Genomic DNA, 25,546 nt, shown 5'->3' with positions numbered 1-25,546 from the left:
GCCTAGGCGAGGGAAGTTGCTTGCCACGCGTTCACATCCGGGGGGACGATGAGCGGGTGCCCCGCGTCCTCGTCACCGGCTCCGCCCAAGGCCTGGGCGCGGAGATCGCGCGCCAGCTGGTCGCGCGCGGCTACGAGGTGATCGTGCACGGGCGCGACGCCGCCCGCTCGAACGTCGCGATGGCGGCGGTCCCCGGCGCGGCGGGGTTCGTCACCGGGCGCCTCGACTCGCTCGCCTCCACCCGGCTGATGGCGGACGATGCGCGGCGCAAGGGGCCCTTCGACGTGATCGTGCACAACGCGGGGACGGGTCCGGACCAGCCGGGTCCGGTGCGCACCGAGGACGGCTTCGAGAGGATCCTCCAGGTCAACGTGATCGCGCCGTACCTGCTCGCCTGCATGCTCAGCCTCCCGCGCCGCATGGTGATCGTCGGCTCCGACGCCGCGGGGCACGGCTCGCCCGACGTCCGGCTCGCCGGGCCCGAGCCGTGGACCGGGGACGCCGCGTACGCCGACTCGAAGCTGCTCGTCACCATGCTGTTCTTCGAGCTCGCCGACAGGCACACCGACCGGCCCATCAACGTGGTCCACCCCGGCTGGGTCCGCACGCGGATGGGCGGGCCGGGCGCGGTCCTGCCGCCGAGCGACGGCGCCGACACCCCCGTGTGGCTGGTCACGTCCGACGAGGCGGTGCCGCGCCGGGGCGGTCAGTACGTGCATCGTCGCCGGGCGCTGCCGATCCATCCGGCGACCCGCGACCGTGGGCTCCGCGCCGCGCTGGTCGAGCGGCTCGCCGCGATCACCGGCGAGCACCTGCCGTGAACCGCTCCGCCTAGGATCGGCGGCATGGGAACGCGCGGCACGGGATCCGAGGCGGCGCCGCGCTCGCGCCGGGGCGCCCGCCCGAGCACGCGGGCCTCGATGGCCGACGTCGCCCGCCTCGCGGGGGTCTCCGGCCAGACCGTGTCCCGGGTCTCGAACGGCTCGCTCGCCGTGAGGGAGGACACCCGCCGGCGCGTGCTCGAGGCCATGGAGACCCTGGGCTACTCGCCCAACACCGCCGCGCGCGCCCTGCGGTCGGGCTCGTTCGAGACCATCGGCGTGATCGCGCACCGGCTCGCCCGCACCGGCGAGTCCCGCACCGTCGAGGGCGTGGTTCGCGCGGCCCACGAGCGCGGCCACACGGTCACGCTCCTCGACCTCGAGTCGACCGCGCACGAGGACGTCTCGGCGGCCGCGATGCGGCTGTCCCACCAGGCGATCGACGGGCTCATCATCATCCGCGCCGAGACCGCCGACGCCTCCCAGGTGGCGCTCCCGTCGACGCTGCCCGTGGTCGTGGCCGACGCCGGCTTCGGCGGCGACCTGCCCATGGTCGGCGGCGACCACGCGGCCGGCGCGCGGGCCGCCGTCGAGCACCTCCTCGCGCTGGGCCACCGCACGGTCCACCACGTCGCCGGACCCGTCGGCTCGATCCCCGCCCAGGCCCGGCTCGACGCGTGGCGGGCCGTGCTCTGCGAGCACGGCATCGTCCCGCCCGAGCCCGTGCGCGGGGACTGGACCTCCGCCTCCGGCGAGGCCGTCGGCGCCGCGCTCGCCGCCCGGTCCGAGGCGACGGCGGTGTTCTGCGCGAACGACGAGATGGCCGCGGGCCTGATGCTCGCCCTCACGCGCGCGGGGAGACGCGTGCCGGAGGACGTCTCGGTGGTCGGGTTCGACGACATCCCGCTCGCCGGCTACCTCACCACTCCGCTGACGACGGTGCGCCAGCCGTTCGCGGAGATCGGGGCGCTCCTGGTCGACCGTCTGATGGCGCGCATCGAGGATCCCGCGGCCGCCCCGGGAGGCGCCGTGCTGGTGCCCTGCGAGCTCGTGGTGCGCGAGAGCACCGCGCCCCCGCGCTGAGCGCCCGCCTCAGGCCGAGTCGCGCACCACGAGCTCGGTGCGCAGCGTGACCTGGGCAGCCGACCGCCCCGCGATCTCGTCGAGCAGCAGCCGCACCATCTCCTCGCCCACCCGGTCGAAGGGCTGGCGCACGGTCGTCAGGGCCGGCGTGGTGCGGGACGCCAGCGTCGCATCGTCGAATCCCGCGATGGCGATCCGTCCCGGCACGTCGACGCCGCGCTCGTGGAGCACGTCGAGGGCGCCGGCGGCCATCGCGTCGTTCGCGCAGAACACCGCATCCATGTCGAGCCCCCGGTCCAGCAGGGTCGCCATCGCGGCCGCCCCGGACGCCCGCGAGTAGTCGCCGTAGCCGACCCACGCCTCGTCGAACGCATCGCCCCGCGCCTCACGGTACGCCTGCAGCCGTCCCGTGCCGCCCGAGGTGTCCTGCGGACCGGCGATGTGCGCGATCCGGGTGCGCCCCGACCGCGCGAGGTGCTCCATCATGGTGCGCGCGCCGCCCTCGTCGTCCGCGCCCACGTACGCGACCCGGTCCTCGAAGCCCAGCGGGATCCCCGCCGCGACCACCGGGAGCTGCGCCTCGAGGATGGTCGCGAGGAACTCCGACGAGTCGCGGTGCGAGGACACGACCAGCACGCCGTCGACGTGGCCGCCGGTGATGTAGTCGGAGGCGCGCCGCCGCTCGTCCTTGCTGTCGGCCATGATCATGATGAGCGTCATGCCCTGCGCCGCGAGGGCATCCGCGCAGGAGCGCAGGATCAGCAGGAAGTTCGGGTCCGCGAAGAACCGCTCGTAGGACTCGTTGAGGAGGAAGCCCACCGAGCCCGTGCGGCTCGTCGCGAGGCTGCGCGCGTGGGGGTTGACGCGGTAGCCGGTGGCGCGGATGGCGCGCTCGACCTGCTCGCGCGCCGGCTCGGACACCCAATGGCCGCCGTTGAGGACCCGGGACACCGTCCCGCGGGACACCCCCGCCTCGCGCGCCACATCGTCGATGGTGGGGCGCCGCCCGCGTGTGCTGCTCACGTGTCGACCTCTCTTGACCTCTCACCGCAGTATGGCCTGTCCGCGCTCCCAGCCGCACCCGACGCGGCGGGGACCATGCGCATCGTCCCTGCCCGGGGACGGCACGAGGGGCCCCGGTCGCCCGAGGCCCCTCGTGGATGCGCGGTCCGCGTCAGCGGGCGCCCGCGCGGCGCTTGTTGTACACGTCGAACGCGACGGCGAGGAGGAGCACCAGGCCCTTCACCACCGACTGCACCGACTGCGGCACGCCCATGAGCTGCATGCCGTTCGACATCACCGCCATGATCAGACCACCGACGATCGCGCCGGTCACACGACCGACACCACCGGTGACCGCCGCTCCACCGATGAAGCAGGCGGCGATCGCGTCGAGCTCGAACATGTTTCCGGCCGCGGGCTGTGCCGCGTTCGATCGGGCCGAGAAGACCACGCCGGCCACCGAGGCGAGGATGCCCATGTTGAGCATGACGCCGAAGTTGACCCACTTGACCTTCACGCCGGAGAGCATCGCCGCCGCGAGGTTGCCGCCGATCGCGTAGACGTGGCGACCGAACACCGTGCGGGTGGTGACCAGCGAGTACGCGATGATCAGGACCGCGAGGATGATCAGCACGTTCGGGAGGCCGCGCGCGGAGGCGAGCTGCCAGGCGAACCACATGACCACGGCCGCGACCAGGACCAGCTGCAGGATGAACAGCGGGAACGCGACGACGGGCTGCTCGTAGGCGATCTGCGAGCGGCGCGTGCGCCAGGCCGAGAAGAAGTAGCCGGCCACGGCGAGCGCGAACACCACCAGGGTGAATACGTCGTACCCGGCTCCTCCTAGCAACCCGTTCTGGAATCCTGCCGCGATGTTGCGGTACGGCTCCGGGAACGGCGAGAGCGAGGTGTTGTTCAGCACCAGCAGGGTGAGGCCGCGGAACATGAGCATGCCCGCCAGCGTGGTGATGAACGCCGGGATGCCGACGAACGCCACCCAGAAGCCCTGCCAGGCACCGATCAGCACACCGCAGCCGAGCGCGGCGAGCACGCCCACCCACCACGGCATGTCGTACTTGATCACCAGCACGGCCGAGACCGCGCCTGTCACCGCCACGACCGATCCGACCGAGAGGTCGATGTGGCCCGCGATGATCACCATGACCATGCCGATCGCGAGGATCAGGATGTAGGAGTACTGCAGCACCAGGTTGGTGACGTTCATGGGGCTGAGCGAGGTGCCACCCGTGAGGATCGCGAACAGTCCCACGATCACCACGAAGGCGATGTAGATGCCGGACGTCCTCAGATTCTTGGTGAACAGATCTTTGACGCTCGTGGTGCCGGTCATGCCCGGACCTCCTTCTCCTGGGTCATGAGTGTCATGAGCTTCTCCTGGGTCGCCTCCGCCACGGGCACCTCTCCGGTGACGCGCCCGAACGCAAGCGTGTAGATGCGGTCGCACGTGCCGAGCAGCTCAGGCAGCTCGGACGAGATGATGATGACGGCCTTGCCCGCCGCGACCAGGCGGTTGATGATCGTGTAGATCTCGTACTTCGCGCCCACGTCGATGCCGCGGGTCGGCTCGTCGAGGATCATCACCTCAGCGTCGGAGTAGATCCACTTCGACAGCACCACCTTCTGCTGGTTGCCGCCGGAGAGGTTGCCGACGGTCTGCATGACCGTGGGCGTCTTGATGTTCATCGAGCCGCGGTACTCCTCCGCGACCTTGATCTCCTTGTTACCGTTCACCCAACCGCGCTTCGACAGCTTGAACAGCGCGGCCGAGGAGATGTTGCGGCGGACGTCGTCGATCAGGTTGAGCCCGTAGCGCTTCCGGTCCTCGGTGGCGTAGGCGAGTCCGTGCTTGATCGCCGACGAGACGTCGGTGATGTGCACCTCCTCGCCGTGCATGAAGACCTTGCCCGTGATGTCGCGGCCGTACGAGCGGCCGAACAGGCTCATCGCCAGCTCGGTGCGCCCCGCGCCCATGACGCCGGCGATGCCGACCACCTCGCCCTTGCGGACGCTGAAGTTGGCGTTCTCCACGACGATGCGGCCCGGCTGGGTCGGGTGGTAGACGTTCCAGTCCTCGACCCGCATGACCTCCTCGCCGATCACGTGCTCACGGCTCGGGTAGCGGTTCGTGAGGTCGCGTCCGACCATGCCGCGGATGATGCGGTCCTGGATGCCGGCGTCGCGGGTCATCTCGAAGGTCTCGATCGTGTGACCGTCGCGGATGATCGTGGTCCGGTCGCAGATCTCGGCGATCTCGTTGAGCTTGTGCGAGATCATGATCGACGTGATGCCCTGCTCCTCCTTGAGGACGCGCAGGAGCTGGAGCAGGTGCTCCGAGTCGTCGTCGTTCAGGGCGGCGGTGGGCTCGTCGAGGATGAGGAGCCGCACGTCCTTGGACAGCGCCTTCGCGATCTCGATGAGCTGCTGCTTGCCGACGCCGAGCTGGTTGACCGGGGTGATCGGGTTCTCCTTGAGCCCCACCCGGTCGAGCAGCTTCATGGCCTCGTGATTGGTGACGTTCCAGTCGATCATGCCGTTCTTGCCGCGGCGCTCGTTGCCGAGGAAGATGTTCTCCGCCACCGACAGGTAGGGGATCAGCGCCAGCTCCTGGTGGATGATGACGATGCCCTTCTCCTCGGAGTCGGGGATCGAGTGGAACTGCTGGACCTCGCCGTCGAAGACGATGTCGCCCTCGTAGGTGCCGTACGTGTAGACGCCGGAGAGGACCTTCATCAGCGTGGACTTGCCGGCGCCGTTCTCGCCGCAGATGCCATGGATCTCGCCGTCGAACACGCTGAGCTCGACGTCGGACAGCGCCTTGACGCCCGGGAAGGTCTTCGTGATCTTCCGCATCTCAAGGATGTGCTCGGCCATGTCTCACCTCCTGGGTGTGAGAGGGGGTTGGAGGGAGGGGGTGATGCCGGCCCCGTGAGGGGCCGGCATCACCGATGGATCAGGAGGCCTGGCCGGAGGCGACCTCGTCCTCGGTCCAGTAGCCGGAGTCGATCAGCAGCTCCTGGATGTTGTCGGCGTACACGATGTCCGACTCGAGCAGGTACGACGGCACGATCTTCACGCCGTTGTCGTAGTCCGTGGTGTTGTTCGCCTCGGGCTCCTCACCGTTCAGGTACGCGATGGCGGCCGTGACCGACTGCTCCGCGAGCTTGCGGGTGTCCTTGAAGATCGTCGAGAACTGGACGTCGTCGGCGATCAGCTTGACGGACGCGATCTCGGCGTCCTGGCCGGTCACGATCGGCATGCCCTCGGCGATGGTGGCGGGGTAGCCACCCGTGAACTCGAGCGCGTTGAGGATGCCTCGCGACAGGCCGTCGTAGGGCGACAGCACGCCGTCGAGCGTGGTGTCGGTGCCCACGTAGGTGGCCGTGAGGATGTCCTCCATGCGCTTCTGAGCGGTCTCCTGCAGCCAGCGCAGCGTGGCGACCTGGTCGAAGGCGGTCTGGCCCGACGGCACGGACAGGACGCCCGAGTCGATGTAGGGCTGGAGCACCGACATCGCGCCGTTGAAGAAGAATCCGGCGTTGTTGTCGTCGGGCGAACCGGCGAACAGCTCGATGTTGTACGGGCCCTCGTCACCGGTCTCGTTCAGGTCCTTGTCGAGGACGCCGAGGCCCACGAGCAGCGAGCTCGCCTGCTGCACGCCGACCTCGAAGTTGTCGAAGCTGACGTAGAAGTCGACGTTCTCGGTCTCGTTGATCAGGCGGTCGTACGAGATGATCGGGATGCCGGCCTCCGCCGCCGCGGCCAGCTGGCCGGAGAGCGTGGTGCCGTCGATCGAGGCCACGATCAGCGCGTCGGCGCCGTTGGTGATCATGTTGTCGATCTGCTGCTGCTGCGTCGGGATGTCGTCGGCCGCGAACTGCAGGTCGACCTCGTAGCCGGCCGCCTCGAGACCCGACTTGACGGCGTCACCGTCAGCGATCCAACGCTCCGAGGTCTCGGTCGGCATCGCGACGCCGATGAGGCCACCCTCGGTCATCTCGCCGCCGTCACCACCGCCGGTGCTGTCGGTCTCGCTGCCCGCGCCGCCGCCGGAGCAGGCCGCCAGGGTGAACGCGAGCGCCGCGCCGGCACCCGCAGCCAGGAACTTCCTGAACTTCATATCTCCTCCTCGAGATACCGGTCAGCGCCGTCGCCGACCGTGCGGTCCCATATTTGTTTGCGTTCACACATCGCGTCAAACGTCCGGAATCACGATGTGGTTACACGACCATCAACGGTTGAATTAAATATGTCTACCAGGGATTTCGGTTGCGACTGGGAGCGCTCACAGATCTATTTGGCACCTGACTCGTACTGTCTTCAACGTTGTAATGGGAGCGCGGCGCGCGGAGGCGGGCCTCGCCCGGGTCGCTCCGTCGGCCCCGGCCGCGCGGGCGTACGGGGCGATCCGGGCCGCGCCGCGGCGTCCAGCCGAGTGCCTCGTCGGGCCGTCCGCACTGTCGCCGCAACGCACCAAAAGGGGGGTCGCTCGCTTGCGTGGCGGCGCGACCCGAGGATCGCGCACGGCGGCACCCCGCACCGCCAGGTCCCGCCCCGGGATCGCGCCCGGCTGCACCCCCGCACCGCCAGGTCCCGTCCCGTCCGCGCCCCCCCACCACGTCCGCCCCGCCGCGCGCTGATCGCCGAGATGGACGATGGGTGCCCGAAACCGCGGTGTTTCGGGCACCCATCGTCCATTTCGCCCAGAGGCGCGGTCAGAGGCGCCAGCGAGAGCGGTCGCCCACGCACCGTCCATCTCGGCAGGGCGCGGTCACCCGCGCATCGTCCACCCGCGCCAGACGCCGGACGGCCCGACCGCGCTGAGCGCGATCGGGCCGTCCAGGGAGGAGGCGGACGGCGGTCGGCCGTCCGGGCAGAAGGGAGGTCAGCGACCGCCCATGGAGTAGTACGCGTTGTTCCAGCGGATCTGCTGCTCGAATCCCTCGTACGTGGTGTCCTCGTCGATGACGAGCAGCTCGATGCCGACCATCTTCGCGAAGTCCTTGATCACATCGACGCCGATCTGCGTCGACATCGCCGTGTGGTGCGCTCCCCCGGTCTGCAGCCACGACGCGACCGCCGTGGTGAAGTCGGGGCGGGGCTTCCACACCGCGTGCCCGACCGGCAGGTTCGGCATCGGCTCGGGGAGGTCCACGTTGTCGACCACGTTCGCCACCAGGCGGAAGCGGTCGCGCATGTCGGACAGCGCCACCACGACGGCCGGTCCGGCGTCGGCGGTGAAGACCAGGCGGACCGGGTCCTCCTTGCCTCCGATGCCGAGCGGGTGGATCTCGAGGCGGGCCTTCTTCGAGGACAGCGCCGGGTTGACCTCGAGCATGTGCGCGCCGAGCGACAGCTCCTCGCCGGGCACCAGGTGGTACGTGTAGTCCTCCATGAGCGAGGAGCCGCCGGGCAGGCCCGCGCCCATCACGGCGCACAGGTGCACCAGGATCGCGGTCTTCCAGTCGCCCTCGGCGCCGAAGCCGTAGCCGTCGGCCATGAGGCGCTGCACGGCGAGGCCGGGCAGCTGCTTGAGCTCGCCCAGGTCCTCGAAGGTGTCGGTGAAGGCCTGGAAGCCCCCCTCCACCAGGAAGGAGCGGAGCGCGACCTCGATGGCCGCCGCGTCCCGCAGCGACTGGTGGCGCTCGGCGCCGGGCAGCAGCTCGGGGACCACCTCGTACTCCGCGAGGTACACGTCGATGAGCGCGTCGACCTCGGCGTCGGTGACCTCGGCGACCTTGGCCGCGAGCTCGTTGATGCCCCAGGTGTTGATCTGGGCGCCCAGCTTGACCTCGGCCTCGGTCTTGTCTCCCTCGGTGACGGCGACGAACCGCATGTTGTCGCCGAAGCGCGCGACCTTGAGGTTCTTGGCGGCGGCGCGGCCGGCGGCGGCGCGCGACCACACCGCGATGCGCTCGGACACGGCCGGGGTCGACGGGTGGCCCACCACCGTGGTGCGGGGCACCCCGAGGCGCGACTCGATGTACGCGTACTCGCGGTCACCATGCGCGGCCTGGTTGAGGTTCATGAAGTCGAAGTCGATGGTCGCCCACGGCAGCTCGCGGTTCGCCTGCGTGGCGAGGTGCAGCAGCGGCTTCTGCAGCGCGTTGAGGCCCGAGATCCACATCTTCGCGGGAGAGAAGGTGTGCATCCAGGTGATGACGCCGATGACCTTGGGGTCGGCGTTGGCCGCCATGATCGTGTCCAGGATCTCGTCGCGCGACTTCACGACGGGCTTCCACACCAGCGACACCGGGATCGCTCCGGACGCCTTCAGCGTCTCGACCACCTCGGTGGACTGGTCGGCCACCTGCTTGAGGACCTCGTCGCCGTAGAGGGTCTGGGATCCGGTGAGGAACCAGACCTCGTAGTCGGCGAGGTTGGGAACGATGCTGGTCACGCGATGCCTCCCTGCGGCTTCTGTCCGTAGACGTTCTGGTAGCGGTCGAAGAGGGCGTCGATCTTGCCCTCGGGGATGTCGACCAGCGCGCCGCCCTGGCGCGCGATGTGGGTGGTCTTGGCGACGTCCTCGCACATGACCGCGGCCTTGACGGCGTCGCGCGCGTCCTTGCCGATGGTGAAGACGCCGTGGTTGGCCATGAGCACCGCACGCGAGCGGTGGCCCTCGAGCGTGGCCACGATCCCGCGGCCGATCGAGTCGTCGCCGATGATCGCGAACGGGCCCACCGGGATCTCGCCGCCGAACTCGTCGGCCATGCCGGTGATGTGGCACGGGATGGGCTCGTTGCGGGCCGCCCACGCGGTGGCGTAGGTGGAGTGGGTGTGGACCACACCGCCCACGTGCGGCATCGCGCGGTACACGTACGCGTGCGCGGCCGTGTCGGACGACGGGTTGTTCTCCGAACCCGCCGAGCCCGGGACCACGGTGCCGTCGAGATCGCACAGGATCATGTTGTCCGGCGTCAGGTCGTCGTAGTCGACGCCCGACGGCTTGATGACGAAGTGCTGGGTGCCGGGCACCCGCTCCGAGACGTTGCCGCCGGTCCAGACGACGAGCCCGTAGCGGGTGAGCTCGCCGTGCAGCTTGGCGACCCTCTCCCGGCTGCGCCGGATCGCCTGGACCTGGTCGGTGGTGAAGCTGGTCACGGTGGTGACTCCTTCCGATGGGTGCCTGAGCGCCGCGGGGCCACCGGACCGGGTGGTTCGTCCGAGGGTGCTGGCCCCGTTGCCGCGTGGTGTGTGACGAGTGCTTTAACGTTAACATGCCCGGCCGCCGCACGCGTCCAGGTCGATGGTCCCGGCCCGGCCACGTCGCCGTCCGTCCCCTCCCACGCTAGCCGACGCGGAGGCCCCGGGCAGGGTCGCAGAGGGACGATGCGGGCACGGGTCGCGCTCCGCGCCGGACGATGCGGGACGTCCGGCGGACGGGCCGGCTCAGGCCGGCGCGGGTCCGGTGGAGGCGCGCACGACGAGCCACGGCTCGACCGGCGCCGGGGCCGACGGCGGCTCGCCGTTCATCGCGCCGATGAGCAGCGCGACGGCACGCAGGCCGACCTCCGTGAAGTCCTGATGCACCGTCGTGAGGCCCGGGTGGGAGTAGGCCGCCTCCGGGACGTCGTCGAAGCCCACCACGGAGATGTCGCGAGGCACCTCGAGCCCGCGCTCCTCGAGCGCGTGGATGGCCCCCACGGCCATCGGGTCGTTCGCGCAGAACAGCGCCGTCACGCCCTCCTCCACCGCGAGCCCCGCGCGGTAGCCCGCGTCGGCGCTCCAGTCGCCCTCGAGGATCGGCAGGCGCTCGAGGCCGTGCTCGTCGAGGAACGCGGTGAACGTGTCGCGCCGCAGCTGGGCCTCGGTCAGGCCGGTGATGCCGGTGATGTGCTGGAAGCGACGGTGCCCGAGCTCGTAGAGGTGGTCGAGCGCGAGCCGCGTGCCGGCCACCTGGTCGACGGCGACCGACCGCTCGCCGTGGGAGTTGCCGGTGAGCGCGAACAGCACGGGGACGTCGGTGGTCTCGTCCACCGCGTCGAGCATGGCGGGGTGCTGCGCCATCACCACGAGCGCGTCGACCGATCGCGCCAGCAGGAAGTCGAGCGCCTGGCCCATCGACTCCGCGTCCCACGAGGCCGTGGTGACCAGCGGCTTGAACCCCGCCCGCTTGGCGGCGTGCTCGATCGCGTACAGCGTGCTGGTGGGGCCGAAGTGGGGCACCTCCGGCATGATCACGCCGATCACCTCGGAGCGACCCGTCGCGAGCGCCCGCGCCGCCATGTTGCGGCGGTAGCCGAGCTCGCGGATCGCCTCGAGCACCTTCTCGCGCGTCTCCGGGCGGATGCCGGGGAAGTCGTTGAGCACGCGGGAGACGGTCTGGTGGGACACGCCCGCGCGCGCCGCGACGTCGTGCATGCTCGGGCCGCGAGAACCCTTGGCCACGTTCTACCTCCACACCCGCGTGCCTGCCGCCGGCGGCGCACGCCGCGGGCGGACCCTGCCCCGGCCTCAGAGTAGCCCACGCGGGGCCCTCGCCCGATGACCCTCAGGACCCATGCACGCCCGGCGGCGCGGCGTGCCCGGGATCGCGACGGGGCCTACGTCCCGTTCCGCCTCGGCGCCTCGCGCGCTAGTATGTTTACGCAAACATTTCGACCCCCGACCGCTGCCACGCGCCGCGCGTCACGCCCCCGCGCATGGAAGCATGGGAGGCATGGCGGCGGATCCGCTCCGCCGCCCGCCCCACCCAGGAGGAACCGTGATCGACATCCCCTCGCCCGAGTCCACCGCCGCCGCGTTCGCGGACGTGCACGGCGCCCGCCCCGTGGGCGTCTGGTCGGCCCCGGGCCGCGTCAACCTCATCGGCGAGCACACCGACTACAACGACGGGCTCGTGTTCCCCTTCGCGATCGAGCGCCGCACCTGGGCGGCGGTCTCGCCCCGCCAGGACCGCATCGTCTCGGTGCGCTCGGGCGCGATGCCCGACGCCGCCGAGGCCTCCCTCGACGCGCTGGGCCCGGAGCACGTCGACGGCTGGTCGGCCTACGTCTTCGGCGTGCTGTGGGCGATGGGCGAGCGGGGGGTCGACCTCACGGGCCGCACCGGCTTCGACATCCTCCTCACCTCCGACGTCCCGCTGGGCGCGGGGCTCTCGTCCTCAGCCGCGATCGAGTGCGCCGTCGCGCTCGCCGTGAACGACCTCTGGGAGCTGGGCCTCAGCCGCCGCGAGCTCATCTACATCTGCCAGCTCGCGGAGAACGGCGCCGTGGGCGCCCCCACCGGAAACATGGACCAGACCGCCTCGCTCATGGGCGTCGCGGGCCACGGCGTGCTCATCGACGTGCGCGCCGAGACCGCGGATCCGGTCGCGCTGCACTTCGGCGACGAGGACCTCGAGCTGCTGGTCATCGACACGCGCGTCCACCACGAGCACGCCACCGGCGGCTACGGCGAGCGCCGCCGTTCCTGCGAGGACGGCGCCTCCGCGATGGGCGTCGGCTCGCTGCGCGACCTCACCGAGGGCGACCTGCCCCGGGCCGCGGAGGTGCTGGACGACGTGACCTTCCGCCGCGTCAAGCACGTGGTGACCGAGAACGCTCGCGTCGCGCGCACCGCCGAGGTGGTCGCGAAGGACGGCCCGCGCGCGATCGGCGACCTGCTGGTCGCGTCCCACGCCTCGATGCGCGACGACTTCGAGATCTCCGTGCCCGAGCTCGACCTCGCGGTCGAGACCGCCCTCGCCAACGGCGCGATCGGCGCCCGCATGACCGGCGGCGGCTTCGGCGGCGCCGCGATCGCGCTCATCGACGCCAACCGCGCAGAGGAGGTCGGCCACGCGGTCGAGCAGGCCTTCGCCGACGCCGGGTTCACCGCACCTATCGTGTTCGTGGTGAACCCGTCGGACGGCGCGCACCGCGACCTCTGACGCCCCGCTCGCAGCGGACCCTCGCATCGTCCCCCGACCCTCGCATCGTCCCCCAGAAGGAGAACCCATGTCCTGGATGGTCACCGGCGGCGCCGGCTACATCGGCTCGCACGTGGTCCGCGCCCTCATCGATGCGGGCATCGCGCCCGTGGTGCTCGACGACCTGTCGAGCGGCATCGAGAGCTTCGTCCCCGACGACGTGCCGTTCGTGCGCGCCTCGATCCTCGACACCGCCGCCGTGACCGCGGCGCTCGTCGAGCACGGCGTCGTCGGGGTCATCCACTGCGCCGGGTACAAGTACGCCGGCGAGTCCGTGAAGCTGCCGGTCCACACCTACCGCCAGAACGTCGAGGGCACCGGCTGCCTGCTCGACGCGATGGCGGCCGCGGGCGTCACGTCGCTCGTGTTCTCCTCCTCCGCAGGCGCGTACGGGACCCCGCCCACCGAGATCGTCACCGAGGAGACGCCCACCTCGCCCGAGTCGCCCTACGGCGAGACCAAGCTGATCGGCGAGTGGCTCATCCGGGACCAGATGCGCGCCACCGCGATGGCCGGCGCCCCGCTGACGGCCACCAACCTGCGCTACTTCAACGTGGTCGGGTCCGGGTACGCGGACATCTACGACGCCTCGCCTCACAACCTGTTCCCCAAGGTGTTCAGCGCGATCCAGGCCGGCCGGGCGCCCCAGATCAACGGCACCGACTACCCCACGCCCGACGGCACGTGCATCCGCGACTACGTCCATGTCAGCGACCTCGCGGCCGCGCACGTGGTGGCCGCGCAGCGCCTCGACGCGGGCGAGCCGGTCGAGTTCGTCTACAACCTCGGCTCGGGCGCCGGGACGTCCGTCAAGGAGATCGTCGACGCGATCATCGCGGCGACCGGCTGCGAGCAGGAGGCCGTGATCGGCCCCCGCCGCGCGGGTGACCCGGCGATCATCGTCGCGACGGGCGAGCTCGCGGCGCGGGATCTCGGCTGGGCGAACCGGCACACCGTGACGCAGATGGTCGAGTCGGCCTGGGCGGCGCACCCGAAGGGTTGAGCGCCCCCTCCCCTCGGCACCCTCCCCCGTCGGATCGCTCCGCACGGAGGCGCGCGGCGCGGAGCGGGACCTCCGGCCCCGCCCGACTCGCGGGGCCGGCGCTAGGTTCGCCCCAGGCGGGCACGGTCGTGCAGCCGGTGGAGCGCACCGCGAAGGAGCCGTGATGGCACTGATGTCCTGGACCCTGCATGGCGACGGGAGGTCGGTGTCCCCCGGCGCGACCGTCGCGCCGCGCGAGCGGCTGAGCTGGCCGCGCACCATCGGGATCGGCGCCCAGCACGTGCTGGCGATGTTCGGCGCCACCTTCCTGGTGCCCGTGCTCACGGGCTTCCCGCCGAGCACCACCCTGTTCTTCTCCGCGATCGGCACGGTGCTGTTCCTGCTCGTCACCGGCAACCGCCTCCCCAGCTACCTGGGGTCGAGCTTCGCGTTCATCGCCCCGATCGGCGTCGCGATGGCGTCCGGCGGCATGGGAGTCGCGATGGGCGGCATCGTCATGACCGGGGTGCTGCTCGCGGTGGTCGGCGTGGTGGTGCACCTGGCCGGCACCCGGTGGATCGAGGTGACGATGCCCCCCGTGGTCACCGGATCGATCGTCATGCTCATCGGGCTCAACCTCGCCGGCACCGCGAAGGCCATGTTCGGCTCGTCCCCCGTCACCGCCCTGGTCTCCGCGCTGTCCGTGCTGGTGATCACCGTCGCGTTCCGCGGCATCCTGGGCCGTCTGTCGATCCTCCTGGGCGCGGTCGTCGGCGGGATCGTCGCGGCGATCCGCGGCGAGTACGACCTCTCCGCCGTGAAGGACGCCGCCTGGTTCGGCCTCCCCGAGCTCCACACGCCCCGGTTCGACCTCACCGTGCTCGCGGTGTTCGTGCCGGTGGTGCTGGTGCTGGTCGCGGAGAACATCGGCCACGTGAAGTCCGTCGCCGCGATGACCGGCGACAACCTCGACCCCGTCACCGGCCGCGCACTCCTGGCGGACGGCCTCGCCACCACCGTCGCGGGCCTCGGCGGCGGCTCCGGCACCACGACCTACGCCGAGAACATCGGCGTCATGGCCGCGACCCGCGTCTACTCGACCGCCGCCTACTGGGTGGCGGCCGCCTTCGCGATGCTCCTCTCCCTCAGCCCCAAGTTCGGCGCCCTGATCGCGGCCACCCCCGGCGGCGTCCTCGGCGGGCTCGCGCTGGTGCTCTTCGGCATGATCGCGGTTCTGGGGGCCCGCATCTGGGTGCAGGGCAACGTCGACTTCGGCAACCCCGTCACCCTCATGCCCGCAGGCATCGCGCTGATCGTGGGCGCCGCGAACTTCGTCTGGGTGGCGGGCGACATGACCTTCGAGGGCATCGCGCTGGGCACCGCGGCCGCCCTGGTGACCTACCACCTGATGGCGCTCGTCGCGCGCTGGCGCGGGGCCGCGCGCTGACGCGAGGACGATGCGGGGGTGCCGTCCGCGCGGACGGCTCCCCCGCATCGTCCCGTCACACGTGCGCGCCGCGGCTCGCGCGGGCGAGGCCGCCCAGCCAGGCGGCGGACGGCTTGGACGACCGCGCGAAGCTCACCGGATCCACCTCGACCAGGCCGAAGGTGGGCTCGAAGCCCAGGGCCCACTCGAAGTTGTCCAGCAGGCTCCAGGCGAAGAAGCCGCGGACGTCGACGCCGTCGTCCATCGCCGCGCGCAACGACCGCAGGGACCGGGAGTAGTACTCGATCCGCTCGGCGTCCTCCGCGGCCGCCACACCGTTCTCCGTGACGATCACCGGGACGCGCGCGACCTCCGCCGCCACCCTCACCGAGGCGCCCAGCGCCTCGGGGGTGAAGGGCCAGCCCATCTGGGTGACCCGCTCACCGGACGGCAGCGGCAGCTCGGCGCCGTCGGGGCCGACGTGCTCCGTGAAGTAGGTCTGGACCCCGATGTAGTCGTCGTCCCGGGCCGCGTCGAGGTACTGGCCGGCCGTGAGCCAGCCGAGCTCGCCGCGCGGGCCGTCGGGGCGCAGGTCGGTGACCCGCTCGCCGGGGCTCGTGAGGTCGCCGTCCGCGTGCAGGACCGTGTCCGGCAGCGCCAGCGTGAGGCCGACGGGGAAGTCCCCGGGCCCGGCGCGCAACGCCTCGCGCGCCGCCAGGTGGCCGAGCAGCAGGTGGCGAGACGCCTGGCGGAAGCCCTCCCAGTCGTGCGGCCGGCCCGGCGGGAACTGGCCGCCGATGTAGCCCGCGTGCGCCACCACGTTCGGCTCGTTGAGGGTGGCCGCCATGTCGATCTGATCGCCCAGGTGCTGGGCCGCGATGTCGGCGAAGCGCTGGAAGCGCTCGACCACCAGCGGGTTCGACCATCCGCCCTGCGCGGCCATCCACCGCGGCGTCGTGAAGTGGTGCAGGGTCACCGAGGCCCGGAGCCCCAGCTCGTGCGCCGCGAGCAGGATCGCGCGGTAGTGCTCGAGGGCGGCGATCGAGAACTCGCCCTCCGCCGGCTCGATCCGGCTCCACTCCAGCGAGAAGCGGTAGGCGTCGAGCCCGATCGCCTTGACCAGCTCGAGGTCCTCGAACCAGCGATGCCACGAGTCGCACGCGTCGCCGCTGGACTCGCGGGTGCCGCTGCCGGGGGTGTGCTCCCAGTCCCACCAGTCGTTGCCCACGTTGCCGCCCTCGATCTGGTGGGCGGCCGTCGCGGTGCCCCACACCCAGCCGGCGGGGACGGGGCCGAAGTCCTGCAGGGTGTCGCCGGCGCCGGCCGGCTCCGTGTGGTCCATGGTCCGCTCCTTCGCGTCCGGTCCTGTCCTTCAGGCTATCCCCGGACGAGCGGCCCGTCCTGGCCGGTCAACCCCAGCCGAGCTCGTGCAGGCGGTCGTCGTCGATGCCGAAGTGATGGGCGATCTCGTGGACCACGGTGATCGCGATCTCCTCGCGCAGCTCCTCCTCGGACTCGCACATGCGCTGCAGCGGGCCCCGGTAGATGAGGATGCGGTCCGGCAGGTCGCCGCCCCACATGTCCCCGCGGTCCGTGAGCGCGATGCCGTCGTACAGCCCCAGCAGCTCCGGGTCGTCGCCCTCGGGCTCCTCCTCGACCAGGATCACGCAGTTGTCGACCATGTCGAGCAGCCGGTCGGGGATGGAGTCGAGCGCGTCGTCGACGGCGGACTCGAAGTCCTCCAGGCTCATCTGCACCATGCGACCAGGGTGCCATGCGGTCCTGCGTGTCCCGTGGGGCACGCGCAGGCCCCGAGAGCAGTCCTGAGCGTCCCGGCGGGAGCGGGAGACGAGGCGCGGACGAGGCGCGGGCCCGGGGTCCGACGATGCGGCGCGGGCGGCGTGGGGCCGGATTCGCTTTTTCCCTGCGTTGCCCCTATGATTCTCTAGGTCTTGACGCACGGACACCTTGCGTGGGACGAGCCCTCATCGTCTAGCGGCCTAGGACGCCGCCCTTTCACGGCGGTAGCACGGGTTCGAATCCCGTTGGGGGTACGGAGTCGGTCCGTGGATGGTCTAAACTTCATACGTCTTGCTCGCATCTGCGAGATTCACAAGGCCCTGTAGCGCAGTTGGTTAGCGCGCCGCCCTGTCACGGCGGAGGTCGCGGGTTCAAGTCCCGTCAGGGTCGCGGTACGCGAGCCCCTCACCCGAGGGGCTTTCGTCTCAGTGGGGGGACGCCCCTGCGCCAGGCTCTGTAGCTCAGTTGGTAGAGCGCACGACTGAAAATCGTGAGGTCACGGGATCGACGCCCGTCGGAGCCACCACCACGACGGCCCCCGGAGGATCACCTCCGGGGGCCGTCGTCGTTCCCGCCCGCGCCGCGCCAACATTTGCGTCGGTGCCGCACTTAGCGCTTGACTAGGCAGGACTCTTCGAGGAGGTTCCGCATGCCTGACAACTTCGGCCGCTACTTCGTGAACGCCATCGTCGCGGGCCTCGTGGGCCGCATCATCGGCGTCGTCAAGACCGAGTACGAGCGCGCGAAGGTCGAGACCGCCGCCAAGCTCAAGGGCATCGGCATCGGCGTCGGCCTGCTCGTCGCCGCCGCCGCGATCGGCTTCTTCCTCCTGGGCGTCCTGATCACGGCGGCGATCCTCGGGCTCGCCACCGTGTGGCCCGCCTGGCTCGCCGCGCTCACCGTCGGCGGCGCGATGCTGCTGATCATCCTGATCCTCGCCGGGATCGGCGCCAGCATGATCAAGAAGAACAAGGATCTGACGCCGCAGCAGTCGATCGACAACATCAAGGCCGCGCTGCCGCTCGTCGACTGACGGACCCTACGGCCGGTCGTCGGCGACCGCAGCGACGGCGGCTCCCTGACCCGACGGCCTCGCCCGCGGCGCCCGCTGCGCGAGCCAGACGCCGCCGAGCACGACCGCGGCGCCCACCGGCTCGTGCCACAGCAGCTCCTCGTGGAGCACGAGCACGCCGAGCGTGGTCGCCACCACCGGCACCACGTAGGTGACCGACGCGGCCGTGGTCGCCCCGGCGAGCTTCACCACGCGCCAGAACAGCACGTACGTGAAGCTCGTGCCGAGCACGCCGAGCGCCAGCAGCCCCCACAGCACCTCCGACGAGACGTCGAGGGTCCCCGGCGCGGGCGCGGGCGAGATCAGCGCCACCGGCAGCAGCATGAGCGCGGACACCGCCATCTGGACCGCCGAGAGCGCGGTCGGTCCCTCCGAGACGCGGGCGAGCAGCCTGCGGGACAGGGTCGAGCCGATGCCGTAGCACGCGGTCGCGCCGAGCATCAGCGCCGCTCCCAGCAACGGCACCCCGTCGATGTTCCACGCGCCCAGCAGGACCGCGATGCCGCCGGCGCCGATCAGCAGGCCGACCACCTGGGCCCGGGATGCCCGCTCATGAGGGATGAGCAGCGCGACGAACAGCGCCGTCCACAGCGGCGTGGTCGCGTTGAGCAGGCTCGCGAGGATCGAGGTGATGTGCTGCTGCGCGAGCGGAATCAGCACGAACGGGACCACCGACATGCCGATCGCGACCACCGCGATCGCCCCCACGTCGCGCCCCGTGAGCCGGGGCCGGCGCCGGGTCACCAGCAGCATCAGCCACAGCACCACCGCGCCGATGAGCACGCGCCCGAAGCCCACCTGCGACGGCGCGAGGCCGCGCAGCGCGATCGAGATGAAGAGGAAGCTGGAGCCCCAGGTCAGCGCCGCGACGACGAACGCGGGCAGCCACGCCCGCGCGGGTGCCGCGGTCACCGTCGCGCTCCCGCGGCGCGGGGCGCCTCGAGCGCGAGCATCGCCTCCCGGAGCCCGGATCGGAAGCCGGCGTCGCGGCCGGGACCCGCGGCGGAGACGATGCGGTGGCAGGGCACGAACGGGAAGATCGCGGTGCGCGCGCACGCCGTGCCGACCGCGCGCGCGGCGCGGGGCCGGCCCGCGAGCCGGGCGATCTCGCCGTAGGTCGCGGTGGAGCCCGCCGGCACCTCGCGCACGAGCGACCACACCTCCTGCGAGAACGGTCCCCCGTCCTGCGCGACGGGCACCGTCGCGAGCGCGTCGCCGTCCCCGGCGAGCCACGCGTCGACGGCCGCAGCCGCCACGGGGATCGCGCCGGTCCGCACCCCCCGGGACGTCAGCCGGGCGGGCAGCCAGGCGAGCACCTCGGCACGGGCGCCGAAGCCCGCGGCGCGCACCGCATCGTCCTCAGGACACGCGACGACGTGGAGGTTGCCGAACGGCGTGTCGATCGCGCACGCGATCAACGGGGGGACGGACATGGGAGCAGGCTACGCCCCAGGTCCGACGCGCGGGCACCGGGTCCGTGAGGGGGGCCGACCGCACCTCAGCGTGCGGATCGGCCCGGATGGACCGGTGAGGTCAGCGCCCCTCCTGGGCGGCGGCGAGGAGCGCCTGCACCTCGGCCTCGCGGAAGCGGCGGTGGCCGCCCAGCGTACGGATGGAGGAGAGCTTGCCGACCTTCGCCCAACGCGTGACCGTCTTGGGGTCGACGCGGAAGATCGCGGCCACCTCCGACGGGGTCAGCAGCTTCTCGGGCTCGTGGACGGTCTCAGTCATGTTCGTCATCCCTCAGTCGATGTGACGTCCGCCCCGGGGGAGGGCGGGCTGCAAGGTGAGAGCCTCAGCAGTACCGATTATGACGCGGTTCCACGCAGATTTCCGTTATATGCGATTTATGTCACATTCGTGTCGTGTGAACGTGTCCACGTGCGTGCCGCGATACCGACCCGGGCATGGGCGGGAGGAGGTCGCGAGGGGTGCGGGGGAGGTTGTAAAGTAGGGCAGGACTCATGACGCGGGGCCCGCGAGACACGCGCGCCCGCCGCGAGCGGAAGGGACGGCGACATGGGGCGGGGCCGTCAGAAGGCAAAGGACGCGAAGATCGCACGCCAGCTCAAGTACACGCAGCACGGTGCTGACCTGCGTGACCTGGAGCGTGAGCTGATCTCGCGCGACGCCGCCAAGCCGTCCGACGAAGGCGAGGAGTACTACGACCGCTGGGCCGAGGACGAGGACTGACCTCGTCGAGCCCGCCGCTCGACTCCCGCATCACCCCAGCCGTGCACGCGCCGGCCCCACGCCCGTGACCGGGCGCGTCGGAGCGCGGCCTCAGGCCCGGTAGGCCCCCGACAGCAGCACCGAGCCACCGTCGACGCCCTTGGCGCCGCGCACCACGTCGGGGCCGACCGGCAGCGCCGGGTCCTGCACCACGCTGCCGAGCGTCCAGGCGGGCACGCCGGCCGCGGCGGACGATGCGATGAGGGCGTCGGCGTCGTCCGGCGCCACCACGGCGACCATGCCGACCCCCATGTTGAGCGTCGACTCCAGGTCGTTCCACGGCACCGCGCCCGCGCCCTGGACCACCGAGAAGACGGCGGGCAGGTCCCAGGCGTCGCGCGCCACCGTCGCCGCGAGCCCGCGCGGGAGCACGCGCGCGAGGTTCGCCGCGAGGCCGCCGCCGGTCACGTGCGAGAACGCGCGCAGGCCCGGGACGGAGGCCGCCAGGTCGACGCAGAGGCGCGAGTAGATGCGGGTCGGCTCGAGGAGCTCCTCGCCCACCGTGCGGCCGAGCTCGGGGATCGTGGTCGACAGCTCCCAGCCCGCGTGGCGGACCACGGAGCGGACCAGCGAGTAGCCGTTGGAGTGAAGGCCCGAGGAGGCCATGGCCACGACCACGTCGCCGGCGGCCACGCGCTCCGGGCCCAGCAGGGCCGAGGCCTCGACCACGCCGATCGCGGCGCCGGCGACGTCGTAGTCGTCGGGCTCCATGACGCCGGGGTGCTCGGCGGTCTCGCCGCCCACCAGCGCGACGCCGGCCATCTCGCAGCCCTCGGCGATGCCGCGGACGATGTCGGCGATGCGCTCGGGCACCACCTTGCCGCACGCGATGTAGTCGGTCATGACCAGCGGCTTCGCGCCGCACACGACGATGTCGTCGACCACCATCGCGACCAGGTCCTGGCCGATCGTGTCGTGGACGTCGAGGGCGCGCGCGATCACGATCTTGGTGCCGACGCCGTCCGTGGACGACGCGAGCAGCGGCCGCTCGTAGGACAGCAGCGCGGAGGCGTCGAACAGGCCGGCGAAGGCCCCCACGCCCCCGAGCACCTCGGGTCCGTGGGTCTTGGCGACCGCCGCCTTCATCATCTCGACGGCCTTGTCCCCGGCCTCGGTGTCGACGCCGGCGGCGGCGTAGGTGATGCCCTCGGTCTCGGTCATGGTTCAGGCCTCCGCGGGCTGGCTCAGGAGCAGGTGACGGGCGGCGACGGGCGGCTCGACGGGGTAGGTCCCGGTGAAGCACGCGGTGCACAGGCGCGACTCGGCCTGCTCGGTCGCCGCGAGCATGCCCTCGAGCGAGATGTGCCCCAGGGAGTCGGCGCCGATCGACCGGCGCACCTCCTCCATGGTGTGCCCCACGGCGGCGAGCTCGTCCCGCGTCGGGAAGTCGATGCCGTAGAAGCACGGCCACTGGACCGGCGGCGAGGAGATGCGCACGTGCACCTCGGCCGCGCCGGCCTCGCGCAGCATCGCGACCAGCGCGCGCTGGGTGTTGCCGCGCACGATCGAGTCGTCGACCACCACGAGGCGCTTGCCGGCGATGACCTCGCGCAGCGGGTTGAGCTTGAGGCGGATGCCCAGCTGGCGCAGCGTCTGCGAGGGCTGGATGAAGGTGCGTCCCACGTACGAGTTCTTCACCAGGCCCTGCGCGAACGGGATGCCGGAGCCCTGCGCGTAGCCGACCGCGGCCGGGGTCCCCGACTCGGGGACCGGGATCACCAGGTCCGCCTCGACGGGGTGCTCCTTCGCGAGCGCGCGGCCCATCTCGAGGCGCGCCATCTGCACGGAGCGGCCGGCGATGGTCGTGTCGGGGCGGGCGAGGTAGACGTACTCGAAGATGCAGCCCTTGGGGTCGGCCTCCGCGAAGCGGCGCGACCGGACCCCGGACTCGTCGATGATCAGCATCTCGCCGGGCTCGACCTCGCGCTCCTGGCGGGCGCCCACGATGTCCAGCGCCGCGGTCTCGGACGCCACCACCCAGCCGCCCGACGGCAGCTCGCCCAGCACCAGCGGCCGGATGCCCTGCGGGTCGCGGGCGGCATAGAGCTTGTGCTCGTCCATCCACACCAGCGAGTAGGCGCCCTCGAGCGACGGCAGCAGGTCGATCGCCACGTCCTCGAGGCTCTCGTAGCCGTCGGAGCCGAGCAGCGCGGTGACGATCGCGGTGTCGGTGCACTTGCCGCCCTTGAGGTCGAGGCGCTTCGCCATGCCCTCGCGCTCGATCAGCAGCTCCAGCAGCCGCTGGACGTTGGTGAGGTTGCCGTTGTGGCCGAGCGCGACCGTGCCGTGCGCGGTCGGGCCCAGGGTCGGCTGCGCGTTCGCCCACACCGAGGCGCCCGTGGTCGAGTACCGCGTGTGACCCACCGCGATGTGGCCCTGGAGCGCCTCCAGCGAGCCTTCGTCGAACACCTGCGACACGAGGCCCATGTCCTTGAACACGAGGATGCTGTCGCCGTTCGAGGTCGCGATGCCGGCGGACTCCTGGCCGCGGTGCTGCAGCGCGTAGAGCCCGAAGTAGGAGAGCTTCGCGACCTCCTCGCCCGGGCCGAAGACGCCGAACACTCCGCAGGCGTCCTGCGGGCCCTTCTCGCCGGGCATCAGCTCGTGGCCGAGCATGCCGTCCCCGCCGCGGCGGGGGGTGAGGGGGGTGCCGTCGGGACGTCGGGTCATGACTGGGCTCCACGGTCGGTGCGGGCGGGACGGTACGGTCGGTCGAGGCCCGTGGCCAGCGCGCCGCCGATCAGGGCGCCCAGCAGGCTGAGCCCGAGCGCGAGGAGCAGGAACACCAGGAAGTGGCCGGTGCCGGTCGAGTTGGGCAGCACCAGCGCGAGGATCATCGCGGCGACGATGCCGACGCCGACCCCGGTGCCGATCATGCGGCCGAACCGGGGCGAGGTGCGCACGTGCGCCGGGATCACCAGGCGGTCGGCATCGTCCGCGGGGTCGACCGGCGTCGGCTCGGGGAACACGTCCTGGGCGCGGTGGTCCGGGGCGTCGTTCTCGGGGGCGTCGCTCACGCCCACAGTCTAGGCGACGTGCACGCACGACAGGAGCGGGCCGCGGGGCCGTGCGCGCACGGCCGGACGATGCCACGCCACCGGTCCCACGCATCGTCCGGAGACGAGCGGCGGGGCCCGGTCTCCCCCGACCCGGGCCCCGCCTGTCCCCCTCGTCCTGAGCGTCAGCCCTTGGTGGATCCCGCCAGCAGGCCGCGCACGAAGTACCGCTGCAGCGCGAAGAACACGATCAGCGGCACGATGGTCGCGATGAACGCGGCCGATGTCAGCAGCTCCCACTGGTTGCCGCGGGTGCCCGCGAACTCGGCGACGCGCTGCGTGATCGGTGCGGTCTTCGCCGTCCCACCGGAGAACACCAGCGCGACCAGCAGGTCGTTCCACACCCACAGGAACTGGAAGATCACCATGGAGGCGATCGCCGGCACCGACAGGGGGATCACCACGCGGCGGAAGATCTGCGCGTGGTTCGCGCCGTCCACCTTGGCCGCCTCCATGACGTCCCGGGGTATCTCCGAGATGAAGTTGTGCAGCAGGAAGATCTGCAACGGCAGGCCGAAGATGGTGTGCGCGATCCACACCGCTGGGAACGTCCCGCCGATGTCGAGCCACGGGTAGTTGAAGATCTTCAGCAGCGGGATCAGCGCCATCTGGAGCGGCACGATCTGCAGGGCGAAGACCAGCACGAACAGCCACGAGGAGCCCTTGAAGGGGATCCACGCGAACGCGTACGCGGCCATCAGCGCGAGGGTCACGGGGAACACGACCGCCGGCAGCGTGATCACGATCGAGTTCACGAAGTACACGCCGAGGCTCGCGGACGAGGCGCCCGAGCTCGACAGCACTGTGACGTAGTTGTCGAAGGTGAAGCTCGGGTTGGTGATCATGGTCCACCAGCCCGAGTTGTTGATGTCCTGCCGCGGGCGGAAGGACGAGATGAAGAGGCCGAACGTCGGGATGGTCCACAGCGTCGCGATCAGGATCGCGAAGAACGTGGCGGTCCTGGACGTCAGTCGCTTCTTGACCCGCTTGGTCTTGCCTTCCGGCGGCGCGGCCACGGTGGGCTCGGGGGCTACTGCAGCGCTCATCAGTGGGCCTCCTTGTGCGCTCGCAGGACGCGGATGTTGTAGACGACGATGGGCAGGACCAGCACGAACAGCAGCACCGCGAGCGCGGCGCCGATCTCCGGCTGGTTGAGGCGGAACGCCCTCGTGTACATCTCGTTGGCCACGACCGACGTGTTGTACTGGCCGCCGGTCATGGTGCGGACGATGTCGAAGACCTTCAGCGTCGAGATGGTGATGGTGGTGACCACCACCACGAGCGAGCCCCGGATCCACGGCAGCGTCACGTTGAGGAAGCGCTGCCAGGCCGTCGCGCCGTCGAGCTCGGCCGCCTCCACGATCTCGGCCGGCACGCCCTTGATGGCGGCCGAGAGGACCACCATCGCGAAACCGGTCTGGATCCACGCCATCACGACGAGCAGGAAGAACGTGTTCCAGGGCGGGGTCTCGACGAACTGGTAGGGCGAGAGACCCAGCCACACGAGGATCTGGTTGAGCAGACCGATCTGCGGGAAGCCCTCGGACCGGTACGTGTACATGAAGCCCCAGATGATCGAGGCTCCCACGAACGAGATCGCCATGGGCATGAACACCAGCGACTTCAGGATCTTCTCCCCGCGCGAGCGGTCGATGAAGAGCGCGTAGGCGAGACCGACGATCGTGGAGAACGTCGGCACGAAGATCACCCAGACGATGGTGTTCCTCATCACCACCTGCATGGTGGGGTCCGTGAAGATGGTGACGAAGTTGTCGAGGCCGACGAACTCGCCGGCCTTCGACGTGACCGACTGCCAGATGGTCTGGAGAGCGGGCCAGATCATGCCGGCCGCGAGCAGCAGGAGCGCGGGAGCGACGAAGAGCAGGAGCTGGATCACGTCGCGGCCGCGCTTGGGCGCGTTGTCCGCGAGGAACATCACCAGGCCGACGATCGCGAGGAACACCACGATCGCGATGGCCGCGAACCCCAGCTTGCTGCCCTGGTCGATCCAGAAGCTCTCGGTCCGGAGCATGCCGGCCGAGAGATCAGCGAGGACCGTCATCGTTGATTCCTTCCGGTTCGGCGAGCGCCGGGCGGGGGGGGGGCCGCCCGCGCGCCCCCGGGGAGGGGATGTCGGC

At 71.1% G+C, this 25,546-nt stretch carries 24 protein-coding genes and 3 tRNA genes; 10 read left to right on the top strand and 17 right to left on the bottom strand.

The genetic code is table 11. The features are described 5' to 3' along the window. Positions 1-56: 56 nt before the first annotated feature. Positions 57-821: an SDR family NAD(P)-dependent oxidoreductase gene (locus tag QQX13_RS13675; RefSeq protein ID WP_301153670.1), complete on the top strand. Its 765-nt coding sequence runs from the start codon at positions 57-59 to the stop codon at positions 819-821. 24 nt (positions 822-845) lie between these two features. Further along, the gene (locus QQX13_RS13670; RefSeq protein WP_301153668.1) at positions 846-1,904 is read left to right on the top strand and encodes a LacI family DNA-binding transcriptional regulator; all 1,059 of its coding nucleotides are present in this window, start codon (positions 846-848) and stop codon (positions 1,902-1,904) included. Between the two features lie 9 nt (positions 1,905-1,913). Here the strand turns inward: QQX13_RS13670 and QQX13_RS13665 are convergent, their stop codons facing one another. From QQX13_RS13665 to QQX13_RS13635, 7 genes are all read right to left on the bottom strand, one after another. Further along, positions 1,914-2,927 (bottom strand): LacI family DNA-binding transcriptional regulator, encoded by a 1,014-nt coding sequence (locus QQX13_RS13665; RefSeq protein ID WP_301120808.1) that lies wholly within the window; start codon positions 2,925-2,927, stop codon positions 1,914-1,916. A 151-nt stretch (positions 2,928-3,078) separates the two neighbouring features. Beyond that, positions 3,079-4,257 carry a multiple monosaccharide ABC transporter permease gene (mmsB, locus tag QQX13_RS13660; protein ID WP_301120810.1) on the bottom strand — a complete coding sequence of 393 codons (1,179 nt, stop codon included), beginning with the start codon at positions 4,255-4,257 and terminating at the stop codon, positions 3,079-3,081. Continuing rightward, entirely contained in the window at positions 4,254-5,798 is a 1,545-nt protein-coding gene (gene mmsA / locus QQX13_RS13655; protein ID WP_301120812.1) for a multiple monosaccharide ABC transporter ATP-binding protein, read from the bottom strand. The genes mmsB and mmsA overlap by 4 nt, the downstream gene beginning before the upstream one ends. Positions 5,799-5,877: 79 nt before the next feature. Further along, entirely contained in the window at positions 5,878-7,044 is a 1,167-nt protein-coding gene (gene chvE / locus QQX13_RS13650; protein WP_301153666.1) for a multiple monosaccharide ABC transporter substrate-binding protein, read from the bottom strand. A 765-nt stretch (positions 7,045-7,809) separates the two neighbouring features. Then, positions 7,810-9,324 carry an L-arabinose isomerase gene (gene araA / locus QQX13_RS13645; protein ID WP_301120816.1) on the bottom strand — a complete coding sequence of 505 codons (1,515 nt, stop codon included), beginning with the start codon at positions 9,322-9,324 and terminating at the stop codon, positions 7,810-7,812. Then, positions 9,321-10,031, bottom strand: a complete 711-nt coding sequence (locus QQX13_RS13640) for an L-ribulose-5-phosphate 4-epimerase (protein WP_301153664.1) — start codon at positions 10,029-10,031, stop codon at positions 9,321-9,323. The genes araA and QQX13_RS13640 overlap by 4 nt, the downstream gene beginning before the upstream one ends. Positions 10,032-10,319: 288 nt before the next feature. Then, positions 10,320-11,291 carry a LacI family DNA-binding transcriptional regulator gene (locus QQX13_RS13635; RefSeq protein ID WP_301153662.1) on the bottom strand — a complete coding sequence of 324 codons (972 nt, stop codon included), beginning with the start codon at positions 11,289-11,291 and terminating at the stop codon, positions 10,320-10,322. A gap of 343 nt (positions 11,292-11,634) precedes the next feature. Here QQX13_RS13635 and galK point away from each other — a divergent pair, with 343 nt between their 5' ends. From galK to QQX13_RS13620, 3 genes are all read left to right on the top strand, one after another. Next, positions 11,635-12,801: a galactokinase gene (gene galK, locus QQX13_RS13630; protein ID WP_436968584.1), complete on the top strand. Its 1,167-nt coding sequence runs from the start codon at positions 11,635-11,637 to the stop codon at positions 12,799-12,801. A 67-nt stretch (positions 12,802-12,868) separates the two neighbouring features. Continuing rightward, positions 12,869-13,843: a UDP-glucose 4-epimerase GalE gene (gene galE / locus QQX13_RS13625; protein ID WP_301153660.1), complete on the top strand. Its 975-nt coding sequence runs from the start codon at positions 12,869-12,871 to the stop codon at positions 13,841-13,843. Between the two features lie 163 nt (positions 13,844-14,006). After that, on the top strand, positions 14,007-15,269 hold the full coding sequence (locus tag QQX13_RS13620; RefSeq protein WP_301120824.1) for a uracil-xanthine permease family protein: 1,263 nt from the start codon (positions 14,007-14,009) through the stop codon (positions 15,267-15,269). 55 nt (positions 15,270-15,324) lie between these two features. Here QQX13_RS13620 and QQX13_RS13615 read toward each other — a convergent pair whose 3' ends face one another. Continuing rightward, positions 15,325-16,590, bottom strand: coding sequence for a glycoside hydrolase family 1 protein (locus QQX13_RS13615; RefSeq protein WP_301120826.1), 1,266 nt, complete (start codon positions 16,588-16,590; stop codon positions 15,325-15,327). A gap of 67 nt (positions 16,591-16,657) precedes the next feature. After that, complete coding sequence (locus QQX13_RS13610) at positions 16,658-17,008, bottom strand: metallopeptidase family protein (RefSeq protein ID WP_301153658.1); 351 nt, start codon at positions 17,006-17,008, stop codon at positions 16,658-16,660. 221 nt (positions 17,009-17,229) lie between these two features. Here QQX13_RS13610 and QQX13_RS13605 point away from each other — a divergent pair. The 4 genes from QQX13_RS13605 (at position 17,230) to QQX13_RS13590 (ending at position 18,081) form a co-directional block, all read left to right on the top strand. Continuing rightward, a tRNA-Glu gene (locus QQX13_RS13605) sits at positions 17,230-17,302 on the top strand. Positions 17,303-17,364: 62 nt separating this feature from the next. Then, positions 17,365-17,438: transfer RNA gene (locus QQX13_RS13600), tRNA-Asp, on the top strand. Positions 17,439-17,498: 60 nt separating this feature from the next. Next, a tRNA-Phe gene (locus QQX13_RS13595) sits at positions 17,499-17,574 on the top strand. Positions 17,575-17,697: 123 nt separating this feature from the next. Continuing rightward, positions 17,698-18,081 (top strand): phage holin family protein, encoded by a 384-nt coding sequence (locus tag QQX13_RS13590; protein ID WP_301120831.1) that lies wholly within the window; start codon positions 17,698-17,700, stop codon positions 18,079-18,081. 6 nt (positions 18,082-18,087) lie between these two features. On the opposite strand, the gene QQX13_RS13585 is transcribed toward QQX13_RS13590, so the two are convergent. The 3 genes from QQX13_RS13585 to QQX13_RS13575 all read right to left on the bottom strand — a co-directional run bounded on the left by QQX13_RS13585 (position 18,088) and on the right by QQX13_RS13575 (position 19,851). Further along, a complete protein-coding gene (locus QQX13_RS13585) occupies positions 18,088-19,032 on the bottom strand; it encodes a DMT family transporter (protein WP_301153657.1) in 945 nt (314 codons plus the stop codon). Further along, on the bottom strand, positions 19,029-19,553 hold the full coding sequence (locus QQX13_RS13580; RefSeq protein ID WP_301153655.1) for a methylated-DNA--[protein]-cysteine S-methyltransferase: 525 nt from the start codon (positions 19,551-19,553) through the stop codon (positions 19,029-19,031). The genes QQX13_RS13585 and QQX13_RS13580 overlap by 4 nt, the downstream gene beginning before the upstream one ends. 100 nt (positions 19,554-19,653) lie before the next feature. Continuing rightward, complete coding sequence (locus tag QQX13_RS13575) at positions 19,654-19,851, bottom strand: BldC family transcriptional regulator (protein ID WP_301120837.1); 198 nt, start codon at positions 19,849-19,851, stop codon at positions 19,654-19,656. Positions 19,852-20,139: 288 nt separating this feature from the next. Between QQX13_RS13575 and QQX13_RS13570 the strand changes: the two genes are divergently transcribed. Next, positions 20,140-20,313 (top strand): DUF3073 family protein, encoded by a 174-nt coding sequence (locus QQX13_RS13570; protein WP_301120839.1) that lies wholly within the window; start codon positions 20,140-20,142, stop codon positions 20,311-20,313. Positions 20,314-20,403: 90 nt separating this feature from the next. Here QQX13_RS13570 and purM read toward each other — a convergent pair whose 3' ends face one another. The 5 genes from purM to QQX13_RS13545 form a co-directional block, all read right to left on the bottom strand. Then, positions 20,404-21,513 (bottom strand): phosphoribosylformylglycinamidine cyclo-ligase, encoded by a 1,110-nt coding sequence (gene purM, locus QQX13_RS13565; protein WP_301153654.1) that lies wholly within the window; start codon positions 21,511-21,513, stop codon positions 20,404-20,406. Between the two features lie 3 nt (positions 21,514-21,516). Further along, a complete protein-coding gene (gene purF, locus QQX13_RS13560) occupies positions 21,517-23,022 on the bottom strand; it encodes an amidophosphoribosyltransferase (protein ID WP_301153652.1) in 1,506 nt (501 codons plus the stop codon). Beyond that, positions 23,019-23,369 carry a hypothetical protein gene (locus tag QQX13_RS13555; RefSeq protein ID WP_301153651.1) on the bottom strand — a complete coding sequence of 117 codons (351 nt, stop codon included), beginning with the start codon at positions 23,367-23,369 and terminating at the stop codon, positions 23,019-23,021. The genes purF and QQX13_RS13555 overlap by 4 nt, the downstream gene beginning before the upstream one ends. A gap of 164 nt (positions 23,370-23,533) precedes the next feature. After that, entirely contained in the window at positions 23,534-24,454 is a 921-nt protein-coding gene (locus QQX13_RS13550) for a carbohydrate ABC transporter permease (protein WP_301120847.1), read from the bottom strand. Continuing rightward, entirely contained in the window at positions 24,454-25,440 is a 987-nt protein-coding gene (locus QQX13_RS13545; protein WP_436968585.1) for a carbohydrate ABC transporter permease, read from the bottom strand. The genes QQX13_RS13550 and QQX13_RS13545 overlap by 1 nt, the downstream gene beginning before the upstream one ends. Positions 25,441-25,546 lie beyond the last annotated feature (106 nt).

The organism is Demequina lignilytica (assembly GCF_030418375.1).
Taxonomy (GTDB): Bacteria; Actinomycetota; Actinomycetes; order Actinomycetales; family Demequinaceae; genus Demequina; species Demequina lignilytica.
The sequence above is the reverse complement of the archived record's forward strand: the minus strand, read 5'-3'. Positions and strand labels throughout refer to the sequence as shown.